Genomic DNA, 18,472 nt, shown 5'->3' with positions numbered 1-18,472 from the left:
GGCGGCTGGTTATCCAGTTGCCGGCTATCCAGCGGCTGGCGGAAACCTAGCGGCTGGCGGCCGGGACCAGCACCCAGAGCACTTCGACGGGCTTGTCCGTGGGGTTGATCCAGGTGTGCGGCTCCCGGCCGGGGAATGTCACAGTGTCCCCGGTGGTGAGCTCATACTCTTCGTTGGTCAGGATCAGCCGGATGCTGCCCTTGATCACGTGCAGGACATCAACGTCGCAGTCCACTGCGTAGAGTTCAGATTCGCCGCGTCCGCGAGGCTCGATGACGGCCTGGATGATCTGGACCCGCCGTTCCGAGCGGGCGGTCAGCAGCCGCTCGATAATGCCTTCGCCGCCCAGGGAAATCCGGGGACCCTCATCCTTCTTGGTGAGGTGCGTTTCCGGCGCGGCAAAAAGGTCCCCGATGGAGATGGACAGCACCTGGCACAGCGTCACGAGGGATGCCACCGACGGCGAGGTCAGGTCGCGTTCCACCCGGCTCAGGAATCCCTTGGTGAGGCCCGTGGCGTCTGCCACCTGTTCGATGGTGAGCCGCTGGGATTGCCGGGCAGCACGAATGCGCGAACCGATTGCAACTGGAATGTTGCTCGGTTCAACTGGTAGAGCCTTCATTAACGAACCTTTCGCAGCCGGCCGCTTGGCCTCATTGCTGGAGCCATCCTAGCCGGATACCTACCTTGTGACGCGGGAAGTAACGCGGGAACGGGCCACTCGTTTCGACGCTCCTTGACTGTTACCGCCGTCACAACATACCCTTTTAGTCAACAAGTGTTGCCTATTAGGCAATACCGCCCGAGTACATCAGGGATCTCCCCCTGCATCAACCGCAACATGGCAGCGGACTTCCGGCATTGCGCTGACGTTTCCGCGAATTTCCGCCCTGCTGCCAATCAGCTCCAAGGAGCCTTTCATGGACGCAAATTTCGTCAACATCGCCATTGTGGTGGTGTACCTCGCCGCCATGCTGGCCTTCGGCTGGTGGGGCAAATCCCGCACCAAGAACAACAGTGACTTCCTGGTGGCCGGCCGCAGGCTGGGTCCGCTCCTATACACCGGAACCATGGCCGCCGTCGTGCTGGGCGGCGCCTCAACGGTGGGCGGTGTGGGCCTGGGCTACAAGTTCGGCATCTCCGGCATGTGGCTTGTGGTCGCCATCGGTGCGGGCGTGCTCCTGCTGAGCCTGCTCTTTGCCGGCACCATCCAGCGCCTGAAGATTTACACGGTCTCCCAGATGCTAAGCCTGCGCTACGGCGAGCGCGCCACCCAGACTTCCGGCATCGTCATGCTGGCCTACACCCTGATGCTTTGCGCCACCTCCACGGGCGCCTACGCCACCATCTTCGTGGTCCTGTTCGGCTGGGAGCGGTGGCTCGCCATCGCCGTCGGCGGCGCCATCGTGCTGGTCTACTCCACCATTGGCGGCATGTGGTCCATTACGCTGGCCGACCAGGTGCAGTTCATCATCAAGACCGTGGGCATCTTCTTCCTTATGCTCCCGTTCGTCCTCAACGCTGCGGGCGGCCTGGACGGCATCCGCGCCCGCGTCGACGCGAGCTTCTTCCAGCTCGACGGCATCGGCGCGCAGACCATCATCACGTACTTCGTGGTGTACACCCTAGGCCTGCTGATCGGTCAGGACATCTGGCAGCGCGTCTTCACCGCCAAGACTCCCACCGTTGCCCGTTGGGGCGGCGCCACCGCCGGCGTCTACTGCATCCTCTACGGCGTCGCCGGAGCCTTGATCGGTCTCGCCGCCCGCGTGGCCCTGCCCGACATCGACGTCGCCAATCTTGGCAAGGACGTGGTCTACGCCGAGGTTGCCACCCACATCCTGCCGATCGGCATCGGCGGCCTGGTCATGGCCGCGGCCGTCGCCGCCATGATGTCCACCGCCTCCGGCGCCCTCATCGCCGCGGCAACTGTGGCCCGGGCCGACGTTGTTCCGTTCGTCGCCAGCTGGTTCGGCAGGACGGTCAACACCGACGACAGCGAAAACCCCGAACACGATGTCAAAGCCAACCGCTACTGGGTCCTGGGCCTGGGCGTCGTGGCCGTCCTGATCTCCATGGCAGCCCAGGACGTAGTGGTGGCCCTGACCATCGCCTACGACATCCTGGTGGGCGGCCTGCTGGTGGCCATCCTCGGCGGCCTGGCCTGGAAGCGCGGCACCGGCATCGCGGCCGCCTGGTGCATGGCTGTCGGCTCGGTCCTGACCCTTGCCCTGCTGATCGCATTCGCCACAGGAATCATCCCGAGCGAGGACGGCATCTACGCCAACGATCCCATCTACTGGGGCCTCGGCGCTTCGCTGGCGGTCTACGTGGTGGTGTCCCTCCTCACGCCTCCCACGGATCCCAAGGTCCGCGAAGCTTGGGACAAGCGCATCGCCGGAGCCGTCTCCGAGGAGCTCCCCGTGGAATCGCACCCGGTGGCCAGCCACGCGGCGCACTAGCAAACTGAGTCAGCCGCGAAGCTGAGTTAGCCACGACGGCGGTGCCTCCCCTGCGCGGGGAGGCACCGCCGTCGGACGTTTAAGAAGGCATTGAATTACTCAAACTCCTCCGGTTGCACGAATTCCTCCCCGTCCAGGGGCACCACCGGCTTCTCGTCGCCCAGGAAATCCTCCTCATCCAGGGGAACCAGCCGATCCGCTTCCTCGAGCAACTCCTCATCTTCGGACTCCGAGGCGACACCTACACGTGCGTCCTCCGCGAAGTCGTAGGCAGGATCGGATTCGACGGTGCTTCGTTCCGGCAGGCCGTGGTGTGATCCGGTGGTGTCCATGATGCAGCCTCCGTGTCTGGTTGAGCGGCCGGCGGCCGGTCGTCCCCGTGCCAGCCTCTGATCTTCATGACAGCACCGGCATTCCATGCGGTCAATAGCGCGTGCTGCGCAGCCCGCAATTGCCCGCCCGGACGTGCCGTTTTTGAGGCCTGCCTAAAGTTCCGGATGAGGAACACCGGCCGAAAATCGGCGGGAAACCGGGGTAGGCTGGAGCTGCAATGGGGCCGAACCATGCCCTATCAAGCCCAGGAGTGTTCGTGTCTCAGCACGCTAAATCTGACCGGAACCGCGCCCATCCCGCCGTCGTCCGGGACGCAGCCGGCCAGGACTCAGCCGGACGGGGCGCAGCCGGCCAGGACGCAGCCACCTCTGTCTCCGGCCCCGTCGCCACGCCCGGCCCGGCGGACATCAAGCGGTGGCGCCAGTACCTCGCCGATGAACGTGCCGAGGCCGCCGTCTACCGGGATCTGGCACAAAACCGCCGCGGTGAGGAACGGGACATCCTGCTGGCCCTTGCCGAGGCCGAAGGCCGCCACGAAGCCCACTGGCTCCGGCTCCTGGGCGATCACGCCGGGAAACCCCGGCCGGCGTCCCTCCGCAGCCAGCTGCTGGGCTTCCTGGCCCGCCACTTCGGTTCCGTTTTTGTCCTTGCTCTGGCCCAGCGCGCCGAAGGCCGCTCCCCCTATTCCTCGGACCCGTCAGCCACGCCTGCCATGGTTGCCGACGAGCAGATCCACGAGGAGGTTGTCCGCGGGCTCGCGACGCGCGGCCGGAACAGGCTGGCGGGATCCTTCCGGGCGGCAGTTTTCGGTGCCAATGACGGCCTGGTCAGCAACCTCTCGCTGGTGATGGGCATGGCCGCATCAGGTGTCGGCAGCCAGGTGGTGCTGCTCAGCGGCGTGGCCGGGCTGCTCGCAGGAGCCCTGTCCATGGGCGCCGGGGAATTCATCTCCGTCCGTTCCCAGCGGGAACTCCTGGACGCGACCCGCCCCACCCAGATCACCCTCTCCGCCGCCCCGCTGCTGGACATTGAACACAACGAACTGCTGCTGGTCTACCTGGCCCGCGGCATGTCGCGTGAAGCGGCCGAACACCGGGTGGCCGAACGGATGGGCCTGCTGGGCTGCGACTGCGATCCGAGCCTGTCGCTCCAGCCCGAGCTTCCCGAAACTGAAGACCAGCACGAGGCCGTGGGCACCGCGTGGAGCGCCGCGGCGTCGAGCTTCTGCTTCTTCGCCTCCGGCGCCATCATTCCCATCATCCCGTTCGTGCTGGGCATGACGGGCGTTGCCGCACTGGCGGTTTCCGCCGCTTTGGTGGGCCTGGCGCTCCTGCTGACCGGCGGCGTCGTGGGCCTGTTGTCCGGAACGTCTCCGACGACGAGGGGTTTCCGGCAGCTGGCCATCGGCGTGGGCGCCGCCGGCGTCACCTATCTCCTTGGGATGGCGTTTGGCGCGGTGGTCGCCTAGTGGAGAGTCCGCCGCCGGACCAACGCCGGCCGCGGCATTCAGGCCCGGCCGGAACCACTGCCCGGATCCTGCGCAATGTGGCCCTGACAGGCCTGATTGCCGTCGCCGCATTTACGGCTGCCGGGCTGTTCTACGGCGACCCCCGTGTTGTGGGTCTCTTCGAGTTCCGGAACAGCACGGTCCCCGACGGTAAGGCTGCCCCGCAGCAGCCCGGCACGGCTGCTGAAAACGTCGGTTCCGACGCACCGCCGCCCGGTCTGGAGGAAGAGGATTCCCCGCTGGGGGCACCGGAAGAGCCGCCGTTCACCAGTGGCTCGTACAAGTTCCTGGCCACAAACGACGACGGCACTCCCGTCGGCTATTCGCCCTGCCGGCCGCTGCATTACGTGGTCAATGCCCGCCTGGCTCCGGCGGGCGCGGAAAGCCTGGTGGAGGACGCCATCGGCACCATTTCCCGCGCCACCGGTATCCGCTTCATCAATGACGGGCCGACCGCAGAAGAGCCCTCTGAGGACCGCGACCCCTACCAGCCCGAGACCTACGGTGAGCGCTGGGCGCCGCTCCTGATCGCGTGGACCACCCCGGAGTCAGCACCCAAGCTCAAAGGTCAGGTGATCGGCACCGGCGGCAGCACGCACTACAGTTTCGACGGCGGACCGAAGACGTTCGTCTCCGGCAGCCTCGACCTCGATGCGCCGCAGATAGCCGGCGAGCTCGGGCGCGCCGAGGGCTCCGCCTACGCCACCGCGGTGATCCTGCACGAGCTGTCCCACGTGATGGGGCTCGAACACGTGGATGATCCCACCCAGCTGATGTACCCGGAGATCGGTACGCCGGAGGGGCTCGCCGCGGGTGACCTTAACGGCCTGTACCAGCTGGGCCGGGCCGCCTGCCGCAAGGACCTCTAGAACCGCAGAAGTCCCCGGCCGGACTTCCCCGGAAGTTCACGGCCGGTCAGGCAGCCAGCACTTCAAGGGCCTCCTCGACGGTGTCCACCAGGAAGATCCGGTCCGCCATGGTCTGGCCTGCCACCAGGCTCTGCAGCAGCGGCCATGCCGGGTAGCGGCGCTGCCAGTGTTCCGTGCCCACTAGCACCATGGGCCGGATGGTCTGAGACGCGCCGTAGTAGTTTTCGCAGGCATCCTGGAAGATTTCCTGCAGTGTGCCTGCAGACCCTGGCAGGAAGATCACGCCGCCGTCGCACAGCTCCAACAGGATCGCCTCCCGAATGGCGTTGGTGAAGTATTTCGCGATGTGGGTGGCGAAGTAGTTGGGCGGCTCGTGGCCGTAGAACCAGGTGGGAATCCCCAGGGACGGCGTGCCGTCCGGATGGCGCTCGACGACGGCGGCCGCCATCCGTGCCCATGCTGAGACTGACGGGCGGAACCCGGGTACGGCCGCCAGTTCCGCGAGCGCCGAATGGAACTCCGGGTTCGGCAGCCCGCTGAGGTACGCACCCATGTTGGCGGCTTCCATGGCCCCGGGCCCGCCGCCGGTGGCCACCACCCGTCCGCTCCTGGCGAGGAGCCGCCCGGCCACCGCGGCCTCCTGGAAGGCCGGCGTTCCGCGCCTGGCGGTATGGCCGCCCATCACCCCCACCATGGAACGGCCGCGGCAGACCCCGGAGCGGGTCAGTTCATCCAGTGCGTCGCCGATCGAATGGTCATGCAGGGCTGCGGCAAGCGTGGCGTCCAGCCGGTGCCGCTGGCCGGGCCGGATGCTCCACTGGTACACCCTGGCGTCCAGGGTGTCCTCGTAGGGTGAGCCCGGCGGGCCGGCGTAGAGCTCCTGGGGAGAGTAGAGCTGGCTACGGTAAGGATTGAAGGGGACGCCGTCCAGCTTGGGGAAGATCAGCGCGCCCCGGCCGCGAAGCGACTCCTCCACGCCGCCGTCGAACGTGCAGCCCAAGAATACGGCGCCCTGCGCGTCCATTGATTCCAGCGGGGCGGCGCGGCCACGCAGGTCCAGCGACTGGGCGTGCCAGCCGTGCATGGTGCGGACGCCGGCGCTGACTAACCTGTCAAAGCCCTCCAGGCTTTCAACTTCCAGCGTTCTGGGACTCGGGGTCAGGCTCCTGGGAGCGTTCATGCTGCCAGCCTAGTCGGCAGTGATCACACGCAGGTGCCCCCGGCGGAATTCCGCCGGGGGCACCTGCGTGTGGAGTTATCAGCTGCGGCTCAGGCTGTTGAGGATTAAGACGCTCCGGATCAGGGGTTCAGGAGACCTGGAGCCCGCCGTTGATGTCATAGGTGGCCGCAGTGATATAGCCGGAGTCTGCGCCGAGCAGGAAGGAAATCAGTGCTGCGACTTCCTCGCGGGTGCCAACCCGTCCCATCATGATGCCCTCGGACATCTGTGCCTTGCGCTCCTCCGTCAGGGTGCCGCCCATGATGTCGGTGTCGATGGGGCCCGGCGCGATCGCATTCACGGTGACGCCGAATTCGCCCACTTCGCGGGCCAGTGCCCGGGTGAAGCCAATGATTCCGGCCTTCGATGCGCTGTAGGCAACCTTGGAGTAGGTGCCGCCGCCGCGCTGGGCGGAAATCGACGAGATGCTGACGATCCGTCCGAGCTTGCGCTCAATCATTCCCTTGAGGACCCGCTGGGAGACGATGAAGGTTCCGCGCATGTTGATGGCGAATACCTTGTCCCACTCCTCCACGGTGGTCTCCATGAACGTGGTCGGGGAGCTGATGCCGGCGAGGTTTGCCAGGGCCACGATGGGCGGCAGGGATTCTTCGATCTCGGTAATGGCCCGGTCCACGGAGGCGGCGTCGGAAACGTCGGCACCCACACCGATGGCTTTCACGGCGCGGTTGGAGCCGATCTCGGCTGCTGCTGCTTTGGCGTCCTCGGCGTTGATGTCCAGGATGGCGATGGACCAGCCTTCGCTGGCCATCCGGTCAGCGGCTGCACGGCCAATGCCACGGGCGGATGCCGCTCCGGTCAGTACTACGGTGCGTTCTGCGGGCAATGAGGTGGTAGTCATGGCGTTTCTTTCGTCGGTAGCTAGGGGTCAGGAGGCTTTGGTGGCGTTCACGGCGGCCGCGGCGGCAACTGCCGGTTCCAGTGCGGCGTCGCCTTCGGGGCGCTTCCGTGCGTAGAAGTAGGTGGCCACGGCAGTGACGCACAGGCAGAAGGACAGGAACAGGAGGCCGCTCTGGTTGTTGCCCGTGGCGTCCTTGAGCAGGCCCACCGCGTACGGTGCCACGAAACCGCCGAGGTTGCCTAGGGAATTGACCAGGGCGAGGCCGGAGGCAGCTGCTGCCCCGGTGAGCGCGGCGGAAGGCATGGAAAGGAACGGGGCAATTGCACCGTAGATGCCCATGGCCGATGCGGTCAGGGCGACCAGGGCCAGGACGGGATTGACCGGCAGAAGGTAGCCGGCAGCCAGCAGTCCCATTCCGGCCAGCACCATGCTGACGGCGGTGTGCCAGGCGCGCTTGCCTGTCCGATCTGCCCGCTTGCTCCAGAAGTACACGAAGACCGCGGCGATGGCGTAGGGAACGAAGACGATGAAGCCGACCTCCGCGGTGGAGAACTTGCCAAGCGCGGCCACGATGGTGGGCATCCACAGGCCGAGGCCGTAAATGCCGCAGACCAGGCCGAAGTAGAGGGCGGAGTACACGAGCGTGCGCTTGTCCTTCAGTCCGGCCAGGAAGTTGTGGCTTCCTGATTTGGACTTGGCCGCCAGTTCGGCATCCATTGTGGTGGCGAGCCATTCACGCTCGTCCGTGCTGAGCCATTTGGCGTCCCGCGGGCGGTCGGTCATCAGGATCGGAGTAAGCAGGCCGAGCAGGATCGCGGGAATGCCCTCGATGATATACAGCCACTGCCAGCCCTGCAGGCCCATGACGCCGTCCAGCTGCAGCAGCAGGCCGGACACCGGAGCGCCGAGGGCGTTGGATACGGGCTGGGCCAGGATGAAGATGCCCAAAACGGTGACGCGCTGCGCGGCGGGGAACCACAGCGTCAGGTAGAAGAGGATTGCGGGAAAGAACCCGGCCTCGGCCGCACCCAGCAGGAAGCGGACGATGTAGTAGGTGCTTTCGCCGTTGACCAGGCACATGGCGGTGGCGAAGATGCCCCACGTGATGAGGATCCGGGCGAGCCATTTACGGGCGCCGAAACGGTACATTCCGGCGTTGCTCGGCACCTCGAGGAGGGCGTAGCCGAGAAAGAAGATGCCGGCACCCAGCCCATAGGCGGCGGCGCTGAGGCCGATGTCCTCGCTCATGGTGAGTTTGGCGAAGCCTACGTTGTTGCGGTCCAGGTAGGCAACGAAGTACAGCAGGACGATCAGTGGCATTACGCGGCGGCGGACCTTGCGAAGCGTACGCTCGCCGAGTTCGCCGAGTCCTGCGGACTGCATGGAGAGTGAAGTCATCATCGACCTTCTATCTGACGGACGCGGCACCCGGTCGGTGCGCGATCCGAGGGGAATATTGGGGGTTCCGTCGTTCGACTACTACGTTGAGTCTGATGTCAGACATCTGACGAAAGAATATGAGAAAGAGCATAGAAGAGTGATCTGGGTTACGTCAAGCCTTGAGCGGATGGGGGCACCCGGGCAGCCCGTAGGGCGGCGTCAGGGCTTGGCTTGGCGGCGCCCGGAGCCGGTACAGCGTCAGGAGTGGGGGTGGTGCACGTACTCTTCGTAGTCGCGGTACGTCTGCTCCATGTGCTCGTCCATGGCTCGCCGGGACAGCTCGGCGTCACCGCTCAGGATGCCGTCCAGCACCCTCTGGTGATACTCAATGGCGTGCCGCTGGATCTCGGGGACGGCAGACGTTTCCCGCCGGGTCAGGTAAAGCAGCTGGCCGAGCTGGGCGAACAGGGCGCGCACAAAGGGGTTGCCCGACGCCTTCAGCACAGCGTCGTGAAACCCGATGTCCGCCTGGACGAAGCGGTCCAGGTCCCCGGACGCGTGGAATCGTTTCATGTCCGCGATGCACTCGCGCATCTGTTCGGCATGCTCGGGCGTGTACCGTTTGGCAGCCAGGGCGGCGGCCCCGGTTTCCACCATGCGCCGCATTTCGATCAGGCCCACGGAAACCCGGTCTGCGCCGCTTCCATGCGAGGCCGCCTTGAAGATCGCGTCCAGCCCCGTCCAGCTGTCCGTGGGGTTGACGAAGGTTCCGCGGCCGGCCTTGACGTAGAGGATATTCTGGGCGCGCAAGGCCTTGAGTGCCTCGCGGACGGTGAGCCTGCTGACCTCGTAGTCCTTGGCGATGTCAGCTTCGGGCGGGATGGCATCGTGCGGCTTCAGCTTGCCTTCGAGGATGTCATCGAGCAGGCCGTCGACGAGGTCGTCAACGAGTGTCCTGCGGCCCATCCTGGCTCCTACGTTCGGTGTTGCCCTTTGTTCCGGGCGCCTTCCACATTACTGTCGAACGCGGCCCGGACCAGCATCATGGCCCGAGCCGGAAACATACTTGTCCAGCTTCGCCAGGGTGGCCTCCAGGTTTGCCGGGTGGCGGCGAAGGTAGCCGGCCAGGCGGAGGAAGACCTTCCCGCGCACCTGCCGGGCGTCCCACTGCTCGGTTACGAGGGTTCCCGGAATGCCCGCGGCGTCGGTGGACGGCTCCAGCACGTAGCGCCACACGTGGCCGTAGAAATGCCGCCAGGCGATGCGTCTGCCTTCCTCGAACTCACACACCGTGTTGAGGATTTTGTAGTCGACCAGCACGTTCATCTCCATGCCGAACTTCGCTCCGGGAGCCAGCCGCTGCGGCCCGCGAGGCTGGGCCGCCTTCACCGTGCCCGAACCGTCGATCTCACTATGGAGGGCGGGCGACGCCAGCACCTCGAAAATCACCTCCGGAGCGGCTGCAATGAAGCGCTGGCGGGACACGAGGTATCTGTTGTTCATCCGGCAAGCGTAACCGTTTCGAGCTGTTGCAGAATGGGTCATGCACACTTCGCCCCCGCGCTCACACGGCCGCCCCCGGATTGGAATCCCGGTCCGCCTCAGCAGCTCGCTGGACCCCGATCCGCGGGTCGGGGAGGCCAACGAACTGTTCGACTTCATTGTGGACCTGGTTCGCGACGGCGGCGGGGAGCCGGTCTTCCTCACCGCCGAACCCGGCGACGGGCGGCTGGCCGAAACGCTCATGGGGCTGGACGGCGTCATACTTCCCGGCGGAGGCGACCTGGACCCGGGGCTCTACGGCGAAGAGCAGGGCCAGGAGTGCTATGACGTGAACCCGGCGCAGGACGGCCTGGACCTGGCCGTTGCCCGCACCACCCTTGATGCAGGGTTGCCGATGCTGGGGATCTGCCGCGGACACCAGCTGCTGAACGTCCTTTACGGTGGAACCCTGGTCCAGGACATGCCCGCCGGCGCGGTGACGCACCACGAGCCTGCTCCGGCAGCCGGGGCGGAGCCAGGCAGGAGCGGTCCCTGGGCCTGGCACGATGTTGATGTTGTCCCGGGCTCCAGGGTGGCCGGCCTCTATGGCCAGGAAGGAACGCCGGCGGGCGTGACCTTGAAGATCGCCTCCGGCCATCACCAAGCCATAGCCCGGGTTGCCTCGGGGCTTGTTGTCACGGCGCAGGCCGCAGACGGCACAGTTGAAGCCCTGGAGGATCCGCTGCGCTGGGCCGCATCGGTCCAGTGGCACCCTGAGGCCCGTGAGCTGCCCGCCGAGGGACGACTGGCTCCCTTCCGGGCATTCGTGGAGGTTTGCCGCAACAGACCTTAGGCCTTGCCGGACTGCCGGACCGTGCCCGGACCCTGCCCGCAACGGGCAAATGGGCACGGCTTATCCTTGGCGGGCCCAAATCAGCCTGCTATTATCGTCAAAAAGGCAGTATGTCCTATCAAGCGAACATATGCCTGACATACGCGGATGAACCGGAGCCACGGGCATGCGCGGAGCACAAGGGAGCGCTCAGTGGCGAATCAACTTAATCTCAGCATCGACCGCTCTTCACCGGTGCCCCTCTACCACCAGGTAGTCCAGGGCATCGAGTCCGCCATCCACACCGGCCTGCTCCCGCAGGGCAGCCGGCTGGACAACGAGATCGACCTGGCGGCGCAGCTCAACCTGTCCCGGCCCACCATGCGCAAGGCCATGGATGAGCTGGTGCGTTCCGGACTCCTGGTACGCAAGCGCGGGGTGGGAACGCAGGTTGTTTCCAGCCAGGTCCGGAGGCCGCTGGAGCTCTCCAGCCTCTACGATGACCTCACCAACAACGGGAGCAAGCCGACCACCGATGTGCTCAGCTTCTCCCATATCGAGGCCGACGCCCCCACGCGTGAGGCCCTCCAGCTTCCCGCCGGCGCCAAGGTCTACCACTTCACCAGGCTGCGCAAGGTGGGCGGCAAGCCGCTGGCCCTGATGGAAAACTGGGTCCGGGACGACATCACTCCCATCGATGAAGCCCAGCTGGGCGCCCAGGGCCTGTACGCGATCCTGCGCAACGGCGGCGTGAACTTCCGGCTGGCCTCGCAGCGCATCGGGGCCATGGTGGCCAACGACTACCAGGCGCCGCTGCTGGAGACGGAGCCCGGGTCTGCGCTGGTGACCATGGAACGCACGGCCGTGGACGACACGGGCCGCATGGTGGAAACCGGCCACCACGTCTACCGCGGCGACTCCTACAGCTTCGAAATGACGCTCGTCCAGCGCTAGGCGCCTGCGCCTGCCCGCAGCACGCCCTAAAACGAAAGAGCAATATCTATGGCCAACTGGGTATATCCGCTGGGTTCCGCCGCTGACGGCGGCTGGGACATCTCGCTGGGAACGTCGGACTCGGCACTGCACGTGGACGGCTGGGCCCATACGGGACTCAAGGTCGCGACGCTGGCGGCCGGTGCCGCCGTCGGACTTCCTGCTGCCGGCGAGGAACGCATTGTGGTTCCGCTCAGCGGATCCTTTACTGCCGCCGTCGACGGCCAGGACTTCACGCTGGCCGGCAGGGCCAGCGTGTTCAGCGGCCCCAGCGATGTGCTCTACACGGGCATCGGGAAATCAGTCACCATCAGCTCGGCCGACGGCGGCAGGGTGGCCGTTGCCACGGCTCCCGCCAAGGCGTCGTACCCGACGCGGCTTGTGACCGCAGCCGAAACCCCCGTGGAGCTCCGCGGGGCCGGCAATTGCTCCCGGCAGGTGCACAATTTCGGCACCCCGGCCGCGCTCGAGGCAGACCGCTTCATCGTCTGCGAAGTCATAACCCCGGCCGGCAACTGGTCCTCCTATCCCCCGCACAAGCATGACGAAGAAAAAGACGGCGAAACCAGCCTCGAGGAGATCTACTACTTCGAGACCCGGGTTGCTCCGGATTCGGGCTCTCCGCAGGACGCGGACGCGGTCGGCTACGCCCGGGTCTACGCCTCGGACGAGCGACCGATCGATGTCGGGGCCGAGGTCCGCACCGGCGACGTAGTCCTGGTGCCCTACGGCTGGCACGGACCCGCAATGGCCGCGCCGGGTTACGACCTGTATTACCTGAACGTCATGGCCGGTCCCGGCCGTGTCCGCGACTGGCTCATCAGCGACGACCCGCACCACGGCTGGATCCGCCAGACCTGGGAGGGCCAGGACGTGGACCCGCGGCTGCCGTTCACCGCGTAGTTGCGTTCACGCTGGCTGCGGGCGTCGCGGAGCGCCGGGCACACCCCGGGCCGCAGTTCTCGCGGAGTTTCAGAGCGCCGCCCAGTTCGCGCGCAACTCTAGGCAGCCGGGACTATCGCCCTGTCCGGCAACGCGCCATCCGGCGGTTGTGAGTCAAGGCCTTGGGGATCGTCCGGCCACTGTGTTGGTTCCCAGTCGGGTGGTGCCCAGTCCTGTTGTTCGCTGCGGTAGTAGCGTCCTGAGGGCGAGATCCACCCGGGCGGTTTATCAAGGGTGGCGTCAACCGGTTTCCAGCGTGTGCTGTGTTTGAGGCGATGGTGCCTGCGGCATGGCTGGCCAAGGTTCGTGATCCCTGTGCCGCCTCCCTCAGACCAGGCCAACAGGTGATCAGCCTCGTTATCCAGGGACTGGTTGTTGCACCCCGGAAAAGGACACCGGCCATCCCGCAGCCGCAACCATTGACGCATCGACTTCGGAACCCGGTAGCTGGTGCGTCCGATCTCCAGCGGTGCCCCGTCACGCGGATCAGTCAGCACCCGCAGGAACGACCCCGCTCCCTCCCCGACAAGCCTTCGCGCCATGGACGCAGGAATGGGTCCGTAGCTATCCAGTTCAGCCGGTTCCGTCCCGGAGCCCAACAGCGACAGCACCGGAACAGTCACGAGGACCTGCGCTGTGGGCGACGGGGTTCCTTCCGCGACGCCTTCGAGCAGCCAGGCGGCCGCGACGTCCGCACGAAGCTGCGTCAGAGTCCGGGACTCCGACGGACCCTGCAGAGCACGTGCCGCCTCCGTGGCACGCGACCAGACACCCGCCGCCGCATCCGCCGGCAAATACGCCGACAGCCACGCCATGCCATCCCGATCAGGGGTGTATTCCAAGCGCCGCTCCCGAGCGCTCTTGCGGTGGCGAATTTCGATACTGACAGGATGATGGCGCTCGCGCCAGCTGCGCGCCTTGGCCCGGAACCTGCCCGGCACCAACTCCCCGGCCGGGCAGCCCCGCGCAGCCTGGGGAGCCTCCGGGTCCAGAAAATGCGCCTCCAGGCCCGCCGCGGCGGCGGGCTCCAAACTGGCTGTTTCGTCGCACATGATCCGCGCGTGCTGCCAGGACAGTGTCCCCGCCCGCAACGCAGCAAGCGTCAGCGGCAAGGTGGTGGTCAGCGTGCGGGACTCCGCCAGAAAAGCTGCTGCGGTTCCTTCGCTGACAGTCAGAGCGCAGGCAACTTCCGCGACCACCCCCATTTCCAAGGCAGCCTCGTCGCCCCGGCTCACTGCTGGGGATGCGATGCACCGCGAGGCTTCCGTATAAACCGAGGCCATCCGGACCTTGAATTCGGCAGTCCGTCCTTCCAGACGCGCGACTTCCTCGAGGGCCTGAAGAGATGTATCGGCCGCGAGCTGCAGAAGGTTGGCATCGGGACCATCCGCGGACTCGGCGGAAGCGCAAAGCCGCGCAAGAACAGCAACGGACGCGGCGATCGCTTCAAGCCAGTCCGGAACCTCCCGAACCACGGCGTCCGGTACCGCCAAGCGGTCGGGAGCTGCGTTGCTTTCCATACCTACAGCATGACGCCGGGCTCTGACATTTAAGGCCACGACGTTGCGAAGACGGCTGAGGCCCCTCACCGCACGCGGAGAGTGGCATCAGCAATGGGTGGATAAGGTTACCGGGCCACCTTCTGGGCCACGCGGACCGGAACCCCCGTCGCCAGCGAGTCCTGGGCGGCGTCGGCCACCCGGGACGCGGCCACGGCGTCTTCCGGCGTGCAGGGGTTTTCGCGACGGCCCAGGATCAGCTCCACGAAGGCTTCCATCTCGGAGCGGTAGGCCTGGTCGAACCGTTCCGCAAAAGTCTTGTGGGGCTCGCCCGAGGGGAAGCCTACGCCGGCTTCGGCCGAGGCCATTGCCGTTTTGTCGTCCAGGCCCACCATCAGCGAGCTGCGCGACCCCTGGATTTCCAGGCGGACGTCGTGGCCGGCCCCGTTGTAACGGGTGGCGGAGACGGTACCGACGGTCCCGTCGTCGAACGTCACCAGCGCAAGGGCCGTGTCCACGTCCCCAACCTCGCCGATGGCGGGGTCGCCGTTGTTGGAGCCTTTGGCATAGACCTCGACGATTTCGCGGCCGGTCAGCCAGCGAAGAATGTCGAAATCATGGACGGAGCAGTCCCGGAAGAGTCCGCCGGAGCTGGCCAGGAACTCCACGGGCGGAGGCGTCATATCGCAGGTGACGGCCCGCAGAGAATGGATCCAGCCCAGCTCCCCCGCCTGATAGGCCCGCCGGGCTTCCAGGTAGCCGGCATCGAAGCGGCGCTGGTGGCCGATCTGCACAACGCCCTGCCTGTTCCGGATGTAGTCCAGAACGGGCAGGGCGTCCGCCACATTCATGGCCACGGGCTTTTCGCAGAAGACCGGGATCCCGGCGTCGACCCCTGCCTTGATCAGTTCGGGGTGGGTTCCGGTTCCCGTCGCGACCACCAGGCCGTCGATCCCGGACGCGATCAGGGCCTGCACGGAGGGCAGGAACTCGGCGCCAAGTCCGGCCGCGACGGACCGGGCGTGGTCTGCGGCCACGTCAGTGAGCCGGAGGCGGACGTTGATGCCCTCCGGGTTCAGGACCCCGTTCAACGCGGCGATGTTGTTGGCGTGCATAACGCCGATCCGCCCCACCCCAACCAGGCCAAGGACCACGTCCCTCATGATTTCTCCTCTGCATAAACCGTGAATGCGGTCCGGAAAGCATCCAGTGCCGCTTCGCTGTCGCCCTTCGCCCAGGCTTCCATGCCCACCGTCCCGCCGTAGCCTGCGTCCGCGAGCGCCCTTGCGACGGCCGCGTAGTTGATCTCCCCGGTTCCGGGTTCGCAGCGGCCCGGGACGTCCGCAACCTGGATCTCGCCGATGTAGGGCAGTGCCGTCCGCACCAGCTCAATGAGGTTACCCTCCCCCAGCTGCGCATGATACAGATCCAGCATCATCTTGGCGTTGGGGTGCCCGGCGGCCTCCACCAGCGCCAGCGTGTCCTTCGCGCGTGCCAGCGGAATGCCGGGATGGTCGAGGATGGTGTTGAGGTTCTCCAGGCAGAACGTCACGCCGTACTTTTCGCCCAGCCTGCCGAGGCGTTCCAGGGTCCGGGCCCCGGTGCTCCACATCCGCCCGCTCGACCGGTAGACGGGACGGGCGGCATGGCCGTCGATGAGTTCGGCAGGATGCACCACCAGCCGGCTCACGCCGAGGTCCAGTGCCGTGGGGATCAGCGCCTCGGCCGTCCGGACAAGGTCGTCGGCAGTGTCGGGGTCCACGAGGCTGCCGGCAGTGTACCCCGTCATGGACGAGAATACTGCCCCGGTAGCCTTGAGCGCGCGGATATCCTTGCTGCGCGAGTCCCACAGCTCGACGTCGAACCCGGACTCATGGATCCTGCGCACCCGTTCAGCGAACGGCAGGTCCGTGAAGACCATTTCCGCACAAACAGCCAGCCGCATCAGGCTCCTGCCCTGTCGCCGCGTCCGGCGGATGCCGCCAGCCCGGGCACGGCCACCGGTGCGCCTTGCTTAACCGACTCGATGCAGGCAAGCGCTGTGGCCAGCGCCCGCCTGGCATCTGCGGCTCCCGGTGTAAGGGTGAAACCGGCCGACGACGGCGGCACGCCGTCACGCTGTGCGCGCACCGCATCGGCGAAGTCGGCGAGTTCGTCCGTGTAGGCCTGCCGGAAAAGTTCAACGTTGAGCCTGGGAGTCTCGGCTGACAGCCCGTCCGCGGTATAGCGGCGGGCGGCTGTTTCCGTGGCCCGGCCGGCCTGCACCATTCCCTTGGAACCGAAGACCTCACCGCGGATGTCGTAACCGTAGAGTGAGCTGAAGTTCGCCTCCGCCACGGCAATGGCCCCGTTGCTGTATCGGATGGTCACCACTGCAGTGTCCAGGAAGCCCTGGTCACGCAGGCCGGGCTCCACAAGGGCATCCGCAACGGCGTAGACCTCCACGGGTTCGGCGCCTTCGTTGAACCAGTTGAGGGTATCGAAATCGTGGATGAGCGTCTCCAGGAAGATGGTCCATGCGGGGACCCTGGCGGCGTTCGGGATGCTGCCATTGCCGGGGTCCCTGGTGAGCGAACGCAGGAGCTGCGGTGTCCCGGCTATGCCAGCCGCCAGGTCTTTCTTGGCAGCCTGGAAATCTTCGGCATACCGGCGGTTGAAGCCGATCTGGAAGTGCACACCGGCCGCCTCCACCGCGGCCATGGCGGCATCGAGCTCATCGAGCCCCTGTCCGGCGGGCTTCTCGCAGAACACGTGTTTCCCGGATGCGGCGGCCTGGGCGATGAGGGATGAATGAAAGCGCGCCGGGCTCGCGATGACCACGGCGTCGATCTCCGGGTCAGCCAGGATATCTTCGGCGTTGGCCGTAACCTTGGCCGTGCCCAAGGACCGCGCCAATGCCTCCGCGGATTCAACGTTGGGATCGGCGATGGCCGCGAGGACGGCCCCCGGGACGCGGCGGGCGATGCTTTCAGCGTGGAACGCCCCCATCCAGCCGGAGCCGATGAGTCCGATCCGCACGGGAGCCGGGACTCCGGTGGGGTTTTGGGTGATGTAAGCCAATGGGCTGGTCCTTTCAATGAGTCAAAGCTGCTGACCGGCCCCCGCAGGGACCTGGCTGCGGCACGGCTGAACGGGGCTGGGCAAACGGCCCGGCCCCGTCCCGCCGCAGCTGCTACGTGTACGCCTTGCCCGTGGTCTGTGACACCTCGGCCACTTCGCCTTGGACTTCTTTAACGACGTCGCCGTGGCCGCCGAGCTGTTCGAGTTCGTGGGCAAGTTCGGCGAGTTCCGCGCCGCCGGCCATCTGGGCGGTGAGTTCGTCGATGGTGATGTCCTTCTTCTCGTAGTAGCCGATCGACTTGCCGCGCTTGAGCAGCAGGAACCGGTCGCCCACGGGGAAGGCGTGGTGCGGGTTGTGCGTGATGAAGATGACCCCCAGACCGCGGTCGCGGGCCTGCAGGATGTAGCGCAGCACCACACCGGACTGCTTCACGCCCAGGGCCGCCGTGGGCTCGTCCAGGATCAGGACCTTCGCACCGAAATACACCGCACGGGCGATCGCCACACACTGGCGTTCACCGCCGGAGAGCTGGCCGATGGGCTGCTCCACGTCGCGGAGGTCGATCCCCATCGCGGCGAGTTCCGTCTTGGTGATGTCCTTCATCTTCTGCACATCAAGGCTCTTGAATGGGCCGAAGCCGGAAGTCAGCTCCGAGCCCAGGAAGAAGTTCCGCCAGATCGGCATCAGCGGGACAACGGCCAGGTCCTGGTATACCGTGGCGATGCCCACGTCGAGTGCATCGCGGGGTGAACCGAATTTCCGTTCCTCCCCCATGATCTTCAGGACACCGTGATCGTGCTGGTGCAGGCCGGCGATGATTTTGATCAGGGTGGACTTTCCGGCGCCGTTGTCGCCCAGGACGCAGGTGACCCGTCCGTTGTCCACGGCCATGGTCACATCGCTGAGCGCGAGGATGTTGCCGTAGTTCTTCCCGATCTTGTCCAGCGAGAGCAGGTGCACGGGCGTGTGGGTCAGCGGATCCGTTTCATTCTGGAGCAGGGTCTTCTGGTCGATCTCTTTGGCATTCATGT

General features: G+C 66.2%; 18 protein-coding genes. 6 read left to right on the top strand and 12 right to left on the bottom strand.

Translation table 11 applies throughout. From position 1 onward, the window contains the following. Nucleotides 1–46: 46 nt before the first annotated feature. The gene (locus FCN77_RS04725; RefSeq protein WP_137321334.1) at nucleotides 47–622 is read right to left on the bottom strand and encodes a helix-turn-helix domain-containing protein; all 576 of its coding nucleotides are present in this window, start codon (nucleotides 620–622) and stop codon (nucleotides 47–49) included. 298 nt (nucleotides 623–920) lie between these two features. Here FCN77_RS04725 and FCN77_RS04720 point away from each other — a divergent pair, with 298 nt between their 5' ends. Further along, nucleotides 921–2,462: a sodium:solute symporter gene (locus tag FCN77_RS04720; RefSeq protein WP_137321333.1), complete on the top strand. Its 1,542-nt coding sequence runs from the start codon at nucleotides 921–923 to the stop codon at nucleotides 2,460–2,462. Nucleotides 2,463–2,557: 95 nt separating this feature from the next. Here the strand turns inward: FCN77_RS04720 and FCN77_RS04715 are convergent, their stop codons facing one another. Next, on the bottom strand, nucleotides 2,558–2,794 hold the full coding sequence (locus FCN77_RS04715; RefSeq protein ID WP_137321332.1) for a hypothetical protein: 237 nt from the start codon (nucleotides 2,792–2,794) through the stop codon (nucleotides 2,558–2,560). A gap of 257 nt (nucleotides 2,795–3,051) precedes the next feature. Between FCN77_RS04715 and FCN77_RS04710 the strand changes: the two genes are divergently transcribed. Together FCN77_RS04710 and FCN77_RS04705 are read left to right on the top strand one after the other, a co-directional pair. Then, nucleotides 3,052–4,263, top strand: coding sequence for a VIT1/CCC1 family protein (locus FCN77_RS04710; protein WP_137321331.1), 1,212 nt, complete (start codon nucleotides 3,052–3,054; stop codon nucleotides 4,261–4,263). Further along, entirely contained in the window at nucleotides 4,263–5,171 is a 909-nt protein-coding gene (locus FCN77_RS04705; protein ID WP_137321330.1) for a matrixin family metalloprotease, read from the top strand. The genes FCN77_RS04710 and FCN77_RS04705 overlap by 1 nt, the downstream gene beginning before the upstream one ends. A gap of 46 nt (nucleotides 5,172–5,217) precedes the next feature. Here the strand turns inward: FCN77_RS04705 and FCN77_RS04700 are convergent, their stop codons facing one another. The 5 genes from FCN77_RS04700 to FCN77_RS04680 form a co-directional block, all read right to left on the bottom strand. Then, a complete protein-coding gene (locus FCN77_RS04700; RefSeq protein WP_137321329.1) occupies nucleotides 5,218–6,351 on the bottom strand; it encodes an LOG family protein in 1,134 nt (377 codons plus the stop codon). Nucleotides 6,352–6,478: 127 nt separating this feature from the next. After that, a complete protein-coding gene (locus FCN77_RS04695; protein ID WP_137321328.1) occupies nucleotides 6,479–7,252 on the bottom strand; it encodes an SDR family NAD(P)-dependent oxidoreductase in 774 nt (257 codons plus the stop codon). Nucleotides 7,253–7,279: 27 nt separating this feature from the next. Continuing rightward, entirely contained in the window at nucleotides 7,280–8,650 is a 1,371-nt protein-coding gene (locus tag FCN77_RS04690) for an MFS transporter (RefSeq protein WP_137324641.1), read from the bottom strand. Nucleotides 8,651–8,890: 240 nt separating this feature from the next. Further along, nucleotides 8,891–9,598, bottom strand: a complete 708-nt coding sequence (locus FCN77_RS04685; protein ID WP_137321327.1) for a FadR/GntR family transcriptional regulator — start codon at nucleotides 9,596–9,598, stop codon at nucleotides 8,891–8,893. 48 nt (nucleotides 9,599–9,646) lie between these two features. Next, the gene (locus FCN77_RS04680) at nucleotides 9,647–10,135 is read right to left on the bottom strand and encodes a polyketide cyclase / dehydrase and lipid transport (protein WP_137321326.1); all 489 of its coding nucleotides are present in this window, start codon (nucleotides 10,133–10,135) and stop codon (nucleotides 9,647–9,649) included. 40 nt (nucleotides 10,136–10,175) lie between these two features. On the opposite strand from FCN77_RS04680, the gene FCN77_RS04675 reads away from it, so the two are divergent. From FCN77_RS04675 to iolB, 3 genes are all read left to right on the top strand, one after another. Next, complete coding sequence (locus tag FCN77_RS04675) at nucleotides 10,176–10,967, top strand: gamma-glutamyl-gamma-aminobutyrate hydrolase family protein (protein WP_137321325.1); 792 nt, start codon at nucleotides 10,176–10,178, stop codon at nucleotides 10,965–10,967. Nucleotides 10,968–11,159: 192 nt separating this feature from the next. Further along, on the top strand, nucleotides 11,160–11,900 hold the full coding sequence (locus tag FCN77_RS04670; RefSeq protein WP_137321324.1) for a GntR family transcriptional regulator: 741 nt from the start codon (nucleotides 11,160–11,162) through the stop codon (nucleotides 11,898–11,900). 48 nt (nucleotides 11,901–11,948) lie between these two features. Next, nucleotides 11,949–12,842 carry a 5-deoxy-glucuronate isomerase gene (gene iolB / locus FCN77_RS04665; protein ID WP_137321323.1) on the top strand — a complete coding sequence of 298 codons (894 nt, stop codon included), beginning with the start codon at nucleotides 11,949–11,951 and terminating at the stop codon, nucleotides 12,840–12,842. 98 nt (nucleotides 12,843–12,940) lie between these two features. Here iolB and FCN77_RS04660 read toward each other — a convergent pair whose 3' ends face one another. From FCN77_RS04660 to FCN77_RS04640, 5 genes are all read right to left on the bottom strand, one after another. Further along, nucleotides 12,941–14,401, bottom strand: a complete 1,461-nt coding sequence (locus tag FCN77_RS04660; protein WP_137321322.1) for an HNH endonuclease signature motif containing protein — start codon at nucleotides 14,399–14,401, stop codon at nucleotides 12,941–12,943. Nucleotides 14,402–14,508: 107 nt separating this feature from the next. Then, complete coding sequence (locus tag FCN77_RS04655) at nucleotides 14,509–15,543, bottom strand: Gfo/Idh/MocA family oxidoreductase (protein ID WP_137321321.1); 1,035 nt, start codon at nucleotides 15,541–15,543, stop codon at nucleotides 14,509–14,511. Further along, nucleotides 15,540–16,325: a TIM barrel protein gene (locus tag FCN77_RS04650; protein WP_137321320.1), complete on the bottom strand. Its 786-nt coding sequence runs from the start codon at nucleotides 16,323–16,325 to the stop codon at nucleotides 15,540–15,542. Before FCN77_RS04650 ends, FCN77_RS04655 begins: the two co-directional genes overlap by 4 nt. After that, on the bottom strand, nucleotides 16,325–17,440 hold the full coding sequence (locus FCN77_RS04645; RefSeq protein WP_137321319.1) for a Gfo/Idh/MocA family oxidoreductase: 1,116 nt from the start codon (nucleotides 17,438–17,440) through the stop codon (nucleotides 16,325–16,327). Before FCN77_RS04645 ends, FCN77_RS04650 begins: the two co-directional genes overlap by 1 nt. A gap of 112 nt (nucleotides 17,441–17,552) precedes the next feature. Next, nucleotides 17,553–18,470, bottom strand: coding sequence for an ATP-binding cassette domain-containing protein (locus tag FCN77_RS04640; protein ID WP_137321318.1), 918 nt, complete (start codon nucleotides 18,468–18,470; stop codon nucleotides 17,553–17,555). Nucleotides 18,471–18,472 lie beyond the last annotated feature (2 nt).

Source organism: Arthrobacter sp. 24S4-2 (assembly GCF_005280255.1).
Classification (GTDB): domain Bacteria; phylum Actinomycetota; class Actinomycetes; order Actinomycetales; family Micrococcaceae; genus Arthrobacter.
The sequence above is the reverse complement of the archived record's forward strand: the minus strand, read 5'-3'. Positions and strand labels throughout refer to the sequence as shown.